The sequence below is a fragment of the Kordia sp. genome, from assembly GCF_045105435.1.
Taxonomy (GTDB): Bacteria; Bacteroidota; Bacteroidia; order Flavobacteriales; family Flavobacteriaceae; genus Kordia.
The window spans coordinates 1-10,930 of sequence record NZ_JBGCDL010000253.1 but is presented as its reverse complement, the minus strand read 5'-3'; the positions used below and the strand labels follow the sequence as shown (position 1 = coordinate 10,930).

The window sequence follows — 10,930 nt, the reverse complement described above, 5'->3', positions numbered from 1 at the left end:
ACGACCAATGTCGCACAGTTGGAACATAACTCCAAAAACAATAGACATTTCATACACGTGGACGCACCAACAAAAAGAACAATCGATTGCCATAAAAGCGAATAACAATCCGAAACCTTTTCCGCTAAATTCAGAAATCGAATTTATTTCAGAACACTATTTTGGCTATACTCAATACAACAAAAACAAAACATTTGAATACGAAGTAACGCATCCAAAATGGTTATATTACAAAGTAGATGAATTTACAGTAAATGTAGATTTTGAATTGAATTACGGTAAAAAATTTGCACATTTAACCACACAAACACCAGATTCTGTATTTGTCATGGAAGGTTCGGAAATTACGGTTGAACCGAAAAAAACACTAGCCTAAAGACATAAGTAATTGATTTTGAATAAATTATTATTTTCAACAAAACATAGAACGTTACATCATGAAACCTATAAAACTAATACTACTCATTTTTTTTGCTGGAGTTTTGTACGCCAATGCGCAAACCATGCTATTTGATCAGGAATATTACTTTATCGCAAAAGGTGAAGTCAAACTACTCAAACAAGTACAAGATTCTGTATATATTTCTGATTGTGATGATTTTCAAAAATGTAATGAAATACCGAGATTCAGTTATAAAGTTTTAACCGATTCAGTTATTGATAAAAATACTAAAACATACATTTTAAAAGGAAAAAGATACAATCATAAAAATCGTGAAGCTGAAGAAAAGCAAGTAATCATTACTAAAATAAAAAACAATAGAATAAAACTTCAAGAGGTGTATAGAAAAGCTGGTAAAAGAAAACTAGAAACGTCTATATTATATGCTACATCAGAATTAGTGCCACTAAAACCGATTTCTGAAATTACACAAACAGAAGTTGAAGATATATTTGCAAAAATGGTTGCATACATGAACTATTTAAAAACTACAGAAATCAAGCGGGAAAAATATATGAGTTGGGAAAAAATTAACGATTTGGTTATTGAAAAAGGATATTCTCCAGTTGGTGCAGAAGAAGAGTTGGGTAAAAAATCGGATAAATTTTAAATGACAACAATACAGTTAAAAACACAAATTAATGCGCCAATTGAATTGGTTTTTGATCTTTCCAGAGATATTTCTGAGCATGAAGCTTCCACAAACAACACACGTGAAAAAGCGATTGCTGGACGCACTTCTGGGAAAATTGAATTGGGAGAAACAGTTACATGGCGTGCAAAACATTTTGGTGTTTATTTACAACATACAAGTATCATTTCCGCCATGGAATCGCCAACATACTTTGTAGATGAAATGGCAAAAGGTGTGTTTAAAAGTTTTCATCATGAACACATGTTCAAAGAAAAAGAAAACGGTACCGAAATGATTGACAACTTAAGCTACGAAGTTCCGTATGGTATATTTGGTAAAATTTTCAACTACTTCATTCTAAAATCATACCTCACAACATTTCTACGTGAACGGAATCAGCATATTAAACAACGTGCGGAATTTTGATAATGTGGTAATTTGCAGATTTGTCAATTTGGTGATTTGATGATTTGAAAATGGTAAATGTAAAATGTAAAATGTAAAATGTAAAAGTTATCGAGAAATTTCAACTGAACAACTCCACGAATAACAAAAAACGAACAAAAATACCGTCACTTCGAGTGAAATTTCCCAAGAAATTTAGTATCGAGAAGAGCCTAAAAACAATAAAGTTTCTCATTTTCAAAAACTTAACAACAAATAGAGAACAAAGAAAAAATCATCATTCGTGACAAAAATAATCAATGGTAAATTTTAAATGGTAAATGTAAAAGTTATCGAGAAATTTCAACTGAACAACTCCACGAATAACGAACAAGCAGCAACAAGCAACCAGTAACAAAACTGCTTAATTCCTGATAGCCAAAAGAATGATTTTTTATTCTAACAATTATCATTTACTTTTGAAAAAATAATTTAGACCATCAATGCCAAATCACAAACTTGATCCTAACACCTGGATTACGCTCTATGCGGATTACCTTTACAATTACACAATTGTAAGAGTAAAAGATAGAGAAACTGCGCAAGACTTAGTCCAAGAAACGTTTTTTGCAGGATTAAAATCAATGGCGAATTTCAAAGGAGAAGCTTCTGAACGAACATGGTTGATTTCTATTTTGAAACGAAAAATCATTGATTATTATCGCAAAATAAACTCTAAAAAAGGACAAGCGGAAGTTAGAATAAATTACAATTCTGATACAGAATCTGAAGGCGATTGGCTGGAAGAACGTGTAGCGGATAATTACGATAAAAACGCGGAAGACCAAATACAAAACGAAGAACTCGGACTTGCTATTGAAGATTGCCTCGACAAACTTCCCGAAAAGCAAGCAGCCATTTTTAAAATGAAAACCATTTTAGGATACGACACCGAAACTATTTGTAATGAATTAAATATAACCGCGTCTAACCTTTGGGTTATTATCCACAGAGCGAGAACCGCACTTTCTGGATGCCTCGAACAGAACTGGTATTAATAATAAAGTAATGAGTACAAAAAATAAATTTTTCATTTCCTGTGAAGAAGCCAAACACATCTGCGACAAATCGCAATATGGAGAAGCTGGTTTTTGGGAAATTACAAAACTCAAATTGAGACTTTCTTGGTGTCATATTACAAGAGCATATTCAAGTAAAAACGCGAAACTATCGCAGCTTATTGACAAATCGAAAATAGACACCATTAAACAAGAAAAGAAAGAAGAAATGCAGCGCAAACTGCAAGAAGAAATGAATAAACACTAGTTACGCACAAGTAACAATAGTAAAAACCATACAATCGGAATACTTTCCACCCAAAAAGAGGTAAAGTATTTCGATTTTTTTATGCGCGATTCCCAAATAAAGAATACGAGTAACAAACTAATTCCCACGGTCATAAAAAAAGCGTTGGAAAACGAATCTCTATTAAAGTATTCTAAAACTAAAAACAATACTATCCACAAATAGGCAAGCTGTTTTGTACGACGAATTCCAATACGCTGTGGCAATGTTCCCAAAGCAGCAGCGTCATAAGACAAATCGCCAATTTCAAACGGAATCATTAAAATCAATACCAAAACAAAACGTTGCAAAGCGACCAACATTACATTTGTATCTGCAAGTGGAAAATCAGCATTTACAATTGGTAAAAGGACTGTAACGCCTGTCCAACACAAAGCAACAATCGAAATCTTAAAACCTGTCAACATTCTAAAATTTTTCTGTTTGGGTAAAAATGGAATAATATATAAAGATGATAACAAGCACAAACCTACTGCAACCAATAAGGTTTTAAACTCTAATTGATACGCATAATAAGCCGCCAAAACGAAACAAACAAAACTCAATAACTGAATTAATTTCATATACTTAGTAGCTACAAAAAAGTATTTTTTTGCCGAACTTCCATACTTAATAAAATTATATGTCACAATAGTACCGTAAAATGTGAAATATAAAATAGCTTCCGCATAATGCAAATCAAATAAAAGCAGCGTACAATAGGTCAAAGCATACACACTAAATCCTATGTGAATACTACTATCTAAATAAAAATTAAAGAGCTTTTTTAAAACATCCATCACACAAAAATAGCGAAACTGTTCATAACCCTGCTTTTTGGTTAAAAACTTTATGAATTCACGATCCCATAAAATTATAAAGAAGTGATTTTTTAATTGTATTTTTGCATGCCATAAACACAACTATAAAAAAAGAAAAAATTATAGCTGATGAAAACTGATTCTTTTTCATTGAGACACAATGGAACTCGCGCAAAAGATGTTCCATATATGTTACAAACTATCGGAGTTGATTCTCTTGAACAACTCATTGATGAAACCATTCCCGATGGAATTCGTTTACAAGAAGCACTTGCACTTCCGGAAGGATTGAGTGAAAACGAATTTTTATCGCACATGCAACATCTTGCTGGTCACAATAAAATTTTTAAATCGTATATCGGATTAGGATATCATGAAGCGGTAACGCCTCCTGTAATTCAACGTAATATATTTGAAAATCCAGGTTGGTATACAGCCTACACGCCATACCAAGCTGAAATTGCACAAGGAAGATTGGAAGCATTGTTAAACTTTCAAACGGTAGTGACCGAATTGACAGGTATGGAACTTGCCAATGCTTCACTATTAGATGAAAGTACCGCTGCGGCGGAAGCCATGACAATGTTATTTGGTGTACGCTCAAGAGCACAGAAAAAAGCAAATGTTGCTAAGTTTTTTGTATCTGATGAAGTATTACCACAAACCATTTCATTGCTAAAAACACGTGCCATTCCTATTGGAATTGAATTGGTTTTTGGAAATCACGAAGAATTTGACTTCTCCACAGAATACTTTGGTGCTTTACTACAGTATCCTGGGAAATACGGACAAATTTTTGATTATAAAGCGTTCACAAAAAAAGCAAACGAAAACGAAATTAAAGTAGCTGTTGCTGCCGATATTTTAAGTTTGGTATTATTAGAATCGCCAGGAAGCTTCGGAGTTGATGTCGTGGTAGGAACTACGCAACGTTTCGGAATTCCTTTAGGTTATGGAGGTCCGCACGCAGGTTTCTTTGCAACCAAAGAAGCATACAAACGTAGCATTCCAGGTCGTATCATCGGAATTACGAAAGATACTGACGGAAATCGTGCATTGCGTATGGCATTACAAACGCGTGAACAACACATCAAAAGAGACAAAGCAACGTCTAATATCTGTACAGCACAAGTATTACTTGCGGTTATGGCAGGAATGTATGCTGTATATCACGGTCCAAATGGATTGCGCTATATTGCAAACAAAGTACACTCAAAAGCAGTTGACATTGCAAACACACTAGAAAAACTAGGCTTTGAGCAAACAAATACAGCATTCTTTGATACTATTGTTGTAAAAGCAAATGCTGCTAAAATCAAAGAAATTGCTGAGCAAAACGAAGTCAACTTTTTATATATCGACGAAGAAACGGTTGCAATTTCTATCAATGAAGCTACAACAACTCGCGATTTGAATGATATTGCGTTCATCTTTGCGGCTTCTGTAGAAAAAGAAACCATCGAAATAACAAGTTCAGACGTATCAAAAATATTGCCTTCCTTAGTTCGTGAAACCACGTTTATGGAAGAAGCTGTATTCAATAGCTATCATTCGGAAACGGAAATGATGCGTTACATCAAAAAATTAGAGCGTAAAGATTTATCATTAAACCATTCAATGATTGCTTTAGGTTCGTGTACGATGAAATTAAACGCTGCGGCGGAAATGTTATCGCTAAGTTCAGCTCAGTGGAATAACATTCACCCATTTGTCCCTGTAGATCAAGCTGAAGGTTATCAAATTTTACTAAAAGAATTAGAACACCAATTGAATGTCATTACAGGATTTGCAGGAACTTCATTGCAACCAAATTCTGGTGCACAAGGAGAATTTGCAGGATTAATGGTCATTAGAGCCTATCACGAGTCAAGAAATGATTCACACAGAAACATCTGTTTAATTCCAGCATCTGCACACGGAACAAATCCAGCAAGTGCAGTCATGGCAGGAATGAAAGTTGTCGTAACAAAAACTTCCGAAGACGGAAATATTGATGTAGATGATTTACGTGAAAAAGCATTATTACACAAAGACAATCTTGCTGCTTTAATGGTAACGTATCCATCAACACATGGAGTTTTTGAAGCTACCATCAAAGAAATTACTCAAATTATCCACGACAATGGTGGACAAGTATATATGGATGGCGCCAACATGAACGCACAAGTAGGATTGACAAATCCTGCTACAATCGGCGCTGATGTTTGTCACTTAAACCTACACAAAACATTTGCCATTCCACATGGTGGTGGTGGACCAGGTGTAGGACCAATTTGTGTAGCTGCACACTTAACACCTTTTTTACCAAGCAATCCAATCATTAAAACTGGAGGAGAAAAAGCCATCACGGCAATTTCTTCAGCTCCTTGGGGAAGTGCTTTGGTTTGTTTAATATCGTACGGATACATTGCAATGCTAGGTTCAAGAGGATTGACAGAAGCAACGGAATACGCAATATTAAATGCAAACTATATCAAAGGTCGTTTAGAAGGTCAATTTGAGATCTTATACACAAACAAACGTGGACGTTGTGCGCATGAAATGATTATTGATTGCCGACCTTTCAAACAACACGGAATTGAAGTAACGGATATTGCAAAACGTTTGATGGATTACGGTTTCCACGCGCCAACAGTATCATTCCCAGTAGCAGGAACAATAATGATTGAGCCTACGGAAAGTGAAAATGTATCTGAATTAGATAGATTCTGTGATGCGATGTTAGCAATTTTTGGAGAAATTTCAGAAGCAAATGCAGATGACACAAACAATATAATGAAAAATGCACCGCACACACTTGGCATGCTTACAGCGGACGAATGGAATCTTCCATACTCACGCCAAAAAGCAGCATTTCCATTACCATTTGTTTCCGACAATAAATTTTGGCCATCAGTTCGTAGAGTAGATGATGCGTATGGAGATAGAAACTTAATATGTACATGTGCGCCAATTGAAGCGTATGCAGAAGCACAATAAATCTTACAACTAAAAATACAAGGAGCGTTTAAAACAAACGCTCCTTTTTTTCGAGTTTAACGCACCTCTTTTTTTAGAGAATTATCAGTTTTAAGGGATTTATTTTACGAATTCCTTAAAACCTTAACGTTTGAGTGCATTATCCTCAAAAATGTTAATTTTGAAGCATCCGCTAAATAATTAAAAGCCTATTATCGTTAATTTAGTAGCTTATAATCCCAAAAAACCTATGACTGTATGAAAGTGAAAATAACTGGGACAGGATGTTATATTCCCTCTGAAGTTGAAATCAATGAAGCTTTCCTTGAACACCAATTTTTAAATGAAGATGGTAGCCCTTTTAAGCAAAACACAGAAATTATTATAAAAAAATTCCAGTCTATTACAGGAATTGATGAACGCAGATATGCAGAAACTCATCATTCTTCTTCAGACTTAGGTTTTTTTGCTGCTGAAAAAGCAATTGCCAACGCCAATATTGATCCAGAAACGTTAGATTATATCATTTTCGCACATAATTTTGGTGATGTTAAACACAAAACCATTCAAAGTGACATGGTACCGAGTTTGGCGAGTAGAGTAAAACACAACTTGCGTATAAAAAACCCAAAATGTGTAGCCTATGACGTTGTATTTGGTTGTCCAGGTTGGCTGGAAGGTATGATACAAGCGTATGCATTTATCAAAGCAGGAATTGCAAAAAAATGCCTCGTTATTGGTTCGGAAACATTATCAAGAGTTGTAGATGTACACGACCGTGATTCTATGATTTATTCTGATGGTGCTGGTGCAACTATCATTGAAGCTACAACTGAAGATTGTGGTATTATTTCACATGAAACGGCAACACATTCTTATGATGAAGCACATTATTTATACTTTGGAAAATCAAACAATCCAGAGTTGTGCAATGATACACGCTATATAAAAATGTATGGCCGTAAAATATACGAGTTTGCATTGACAAATGTACCTTCTGCTATGAAAGCATGTTTAGACAAAAGCGGCGTTGCTATTGATGATTTAAAGAAAATATTTATTCATCAAGCCAATGAAAAGATGGATGAAGCCATTATTGAACGTTTTTACAGTTTGTATGACAAAGAAGCGCCAGACAGTATTATGCCAATGACCATTCACAACTTAGGAAATAGCTCTGTAGCTACAATTCCAACTTTATTTGATATGGTTACAAAAGGACAAGTTGAAAATCAAGATATACAAAAAGGCGACATTATTATGTTTGCTAGTGTTGGTGCAGGAATGAACATCAACGCAATGGTTTATAAATATTAGCATGAATCAAGATACAATTGCCATTATTGGCGGCGGAAACTTAGGAAAATCTATTGCGCAAGGATTGTTAAAACAACATAATAATCCTTCGCAAATTTATGTAACACGCACAAAAGTGGAGCTTTTAGCTGATTTAAAATCGAAAGGCGTACACACAACTTCCGACAATATTTTAGCTGTTAAGCAGTCTAAAATTTTAATTTTTGCGCTAAAACCGTATCGAATAGAAAGCGTTCTTAAAGAACTTGCTCCGCATATTACGGCAGAACATTTAATCATTTCTGTAATCAGCGATTTTTCATTAGCGCAACTTTCAAACTGTGTTGCAAACAATGTGCAAATTGTACGTGCTATGCCAAATACGGCAGCGGCAATTGGCGAATCACTTACGTGTTTGGCGTCTCATAACGCTTCCGCAGAAAATATAAAAAAGGCACAGTTTATTTTTGATGCTTTGGGTGAAACTATTGAAATAGATGAAAGCCTGATGGATGCTGCAACCGTTTTAGGTGCATGCGGAATTGCGTATGTATTGCGTTTTATCCGCGCGATGATTCAAGGCGGAATTGAAATTGGATTTGACGCCAAAACTGCTACCAAAATTGCATCGCAAACTGTAAAAGGTGCAAGTGAATTATTGCTGCAAAATGGAAATCATCCCGAAGAAGAAATTGACAAAGTAACTACTCCAAAAGGTTGCACTATTGCCGGATTGAACGAAATGGAACACCAAGGATTTAGTTCGTCACTTATAAAAGGAATTAAAACTTCTATTGAAACGATTCAGAGAGATTGAAATATAAAGCACTTATAGGTTTTAGGTCTTTGATCTTTGATCTTTGAAATCCAGAATCCTTTTAGAAAAACAAACCGAGCAACTTTTAAAATTATTCATGAAAAATATCATTACTTTTTGCCTTCTAGCGTTTGTGTGTACATTTTCGTATGCGCAGAACAAGTGTAAAAAATTCAAAACTGGAGAATTTGTTAATATAGAAGACGGTATTATTAAAGCAAGTATTCAGCGAAATGATTCTATCCAAACAGAACAATTTGCTGGAAAAGAAATCAAACTACAAATTACTTGGATAGACGATTGCAGTTATCGGCTCAAGTTTTTAGAAGGTAATGAGGCATTTTGGAAATCGAGACCAAAAAATATGCCTACATACGATTTAATGGTTCATATCGTGAGTATTGATGGTGAAACATACGTTCAAGAGTCAAAATTTATTAGTGACGATTATGATGACATTTATAAAAGCACTATTAAAAAAATTAAGTAACCTATTTCTTCAAAAAAACTATAAATACTTCGTAATCTTAGCACTCATCGGTTTCGTAAGTGAGTAATAATAATTGAGCAATTCACCATTTTCATCAACGATATATTTTTGGAAATTCCATTTTACACTCGAGCGTTTTTTACCATTGAGCGCTTTTGAAGTCAGCCATTCATATAAAGGATGTTGATTTTTCCCTTTTACATCTAACTTCTCCGTAAGCGGAAATGTAACACCAAAATTCAGTTGGCAAAACTCTTGAATCTGCGTTGCATCGCCAGGTTCTTGTCGCCCAAACTGATTGCAAGGCGAACCAATTATGACCAATTGCTCTTTATACGTATCACTCAACTCCTGCAATTCTTTGTATTGTTTTGTGAATCCGCATTTAGAAGCCACATTCACAAACAATATTTTTTTCCCTTTAAACTGAGAAAGTGACATTGGATTCCCGTGTAAATCATTAATCGCGATGTCATATAAAGAAGTACGTTCAGTTGTAGTAGAAACGTTGGAACTTAGTTTTGCTTTTTCAATAGTTTTCATGGCTTTTTTTTATACAAAAATAACGATTTTAGCATTCAATTTCGTCAAAAACAAAACGATTGTAAGACCAAAAGGTATTGAATTACTGAATCACATGACCAAATTATTAAAGAAATAGCAAGAGATAATTTTGATTTTAGCGAAAGTTCTTATAGCTTTAGAAGTGCAAATCAACACAAAATGAGTTATGTACGAAAAACTGCTTAAACCTAAACATCATAAAACTAGCGATTCTGCTAGTTCTACAGTACAAAATAAAAGTAGAACTACTTCAGGTTTTTCTTTGGTTGACAATAGACCCGAAGCAAGCGTACAAAGAAAACTTCAGCAAAAAAATAATACGAACTCAAAAGTAAGACAGTTACAAACTAAAAAAAATACTGATACTTTTCAAACTTCAGTCAATGCGCCTATACAGTTTGACAGAGGAAAAAGATCCAAACATAACAGAAAGGCAGGTCGATTGGCAAAAATGCAAGGCGTAGAACGATCAATTCCAATGGAAGAAAGAAGAGGATTCTCAGTGACATTCAAATCTAAAACTACAAATCCTTACACTTCAAGTGAAGTTAGACGAATTATACAAAAAGTAAAACCAGGAGGAATTTTTAAAATCAATCCAGCAAGAATAAGAACAATGCATGCTGGTATCAGTGGAAAATTCAGTGACGATTCAGAAATGATGGATTTGGTTGAAAAACTAAAAGAAAACCCTTCTTATATAGACAAAACTCCTACTATAAAGGTGAGTGCTATTGAACTTCCAAGACGAAAATGGGAGCGAACTAATCCACTTCAAAAACGCAATAAACGACAACTGACTTTATTTACCGAAGATCACCGAAGAGTAGTCGCAGCAAGAACAGCTGGTATAACAAGTATGAAAGCTCAAATGAAAGCCGAACCAAGCGTAACAGGAAATTATACTACGAAAAACAGAGGAATGAGTGTCGATGTGAGGAAATATAATGAAACGACAAAAGGTAGGCACCAAGGCGGCAACAAGACAACTTTACCGTCATCTGCAAAGGTTTTTAAATATGGTGATCCAGAAGAATAGTTTTACTTCACTCCTATTTTACTAGCAATCCAATCGTTGATAGCAGGAATCATGCGAAGTTTATAAATCACAATTCCGTTTACCATCATACATGTTCCTACTTTTATCAGGATATCCAAAATGATCCTATTTGTTGTGGGA

The 10,930-nt window shown here is 34.6% G+C and carries 12 protein-coding genes; 10 read left to right on the top strand and 2 right to left on the bottom strand.

Features of this window, described 5'->3' with window-relative positions:
* The 5 genes from AB8B65_RS12960 to AB8B65_RS12940 all read left to right on the top strand — a co-directional run.
* The coding region (locus AB8B65_RS12960; RefSeq protein WP_405301501.1) for a DUF2071 domain-containing protein at positions 1-376 on the top strand (376 nt) is incomplete at its 5' end.
* A 61-nt stretch (positions 377-437) separates the two neighbouring features.
* Positions 438-1,052 carry a hypothetical protein gene (locus tag AB8B65_RS12955; protein ID WP_405301499.1) on the top strand — a complete coding sequence of 205 codons (615 nt, stop codon included), beginning with the start codon at positions 438-440 and terminating at the stop codon, positions 1,050-1,052.
* Positions 1,053-1,502 carry a cell division protein gene (locus AB8B65_RS12950; RefSeq protein WP_405301498.1) on the top strand — a complete coding sequence of 150 codons (450 nt, stop codon included), beginning with the start codon at positions 1,053-1,055 and terminating at the stop codon, positions 1,500-1,502.
* A gap of 461 nt (positions 1,503-1,963) precedes the next feature.
* Positions 1,964-2,518, top strand: a complete 555-nt coding sequence (locus tag AB8B65_RS12945; RefSeq protein ID WP_405301497.1) for a sigma-70 family RNA polymerase sigma factor — start codon at positions 1,964-1,966, stop codon at positions 2,516-2,518.
* Positions 2,519-2,528: 10 nt separating this feature from the next.
* Positions 2,529-2,786, top strand: a complete 258-nt coding sequence (locus tag AB8B65_RS12940; RefSeq protein WP_405301496.1) for a hypothetical protein — start codon at positions 2,529-2,531, stop codon at positions 2,784-2,786.
* Here the strand turns inward: AB8B65_RS12940 and AB8B65_RS12935 are convergent.
* Positions 2,783-3,607: a hypothetical protein gene (locus AB8B65_RS12935; protein ID WP_405301494.1), complete on the bottom strand. Its 825-nt coding sequence runs from the start codon at positions 3,605-3,607 to the stop codon at positions 2,783-2,785. The genes AB8B65_RS12940 and AB8B65_RS12935 overlap by 4 nt on opposite strands.
* Before the next feature lie 147 nt (positions 3,608-3,754).
* On the opposite strand from AB8B65_RS12935, the gene gcvP reads away from it, so the two are divergent.
* The 4 genes from gcvP (at position 3,755) to AB8B65_RS12915 (ending at position 9,186) form a co-directional block, all read left to right on the top strand.
* Positions 3,755-6,604 (top strand): aminomethyl-transferring glycine dehydrogenase, encoded by a 2,850-nt coding sequence (gene gcvP / locus AB8B65_RS12930; protein WP_405301493.1) that lies wholly within the window; start codon positions 3,755-3,757, stop codon positions 6,602-6,604.
* 237 nt (positions 6,605-6,841) lie between these two features.
* A complete protein-coding gene (locus tag AB8B65_RS12925; RefSeq protein WP_405301492.1) occupies positions 6,842-7,900 on the top strand; it encodes a 3-oxoacyl-ACP synthase III family protein in 1,059 nt (352 codons plus the stop codon).
* 1 nt (position 7,901) lies between these two features.
* On the top strand, positions 7,902-8,696 hold the full coding sequence (gene proC / locus AB8B65_RS12920; RefSeq protein ID WP_405301491.1) for a pyrroline-5-carboxylate reductase: 795 nt from the start codon (positions 7,902-7,904) through the stop codon (positions 8,694-8,696).
* A gap of 97 nt (positions 8,697-8,793) precedes the next feature.
* Entirely contained in the window at positions 8,794-9,186 is a 393-nt protein-coding gene (locus AB8B65_RS12915; protein WP_405301489.1) for a hypothetical protein, read from the top strand.
* A gap of 18 nt (positions 9,187-9,204) precedes the next feature.
* Here AB8B65_RS12915 and AB8B65_RS12910 read toward each other — a convergent pair whose 3' ends face one another.
* Complete coding sequence (locus AB8B65_RS12910; RefSeq protein WP_405301488.1) at positions 9,205-9,729, bottom strand: glutathione peroxidase; 525 nt, start codon at positions 9,727-9,729, stop codon at positions 9,205-9,207.
* A gap of 187 nt (positions 9,730-9,916) precedes the next feature.
* Here AB8B65_RS12910 and AB8B65_RS12905 point away from each other — a divergent pair, with 187 nt between their 5' ends.
* Entirely contained in the window at positions 9,917-10,789 is an 873-nt protein-coding gene (locus tag AB8B65_RS12905; protein WP_405301487.1) for a hypothetical protein, read from the top strand.
* Positions 10,790-10,930 lie beyond the last annotated feature (141 nt).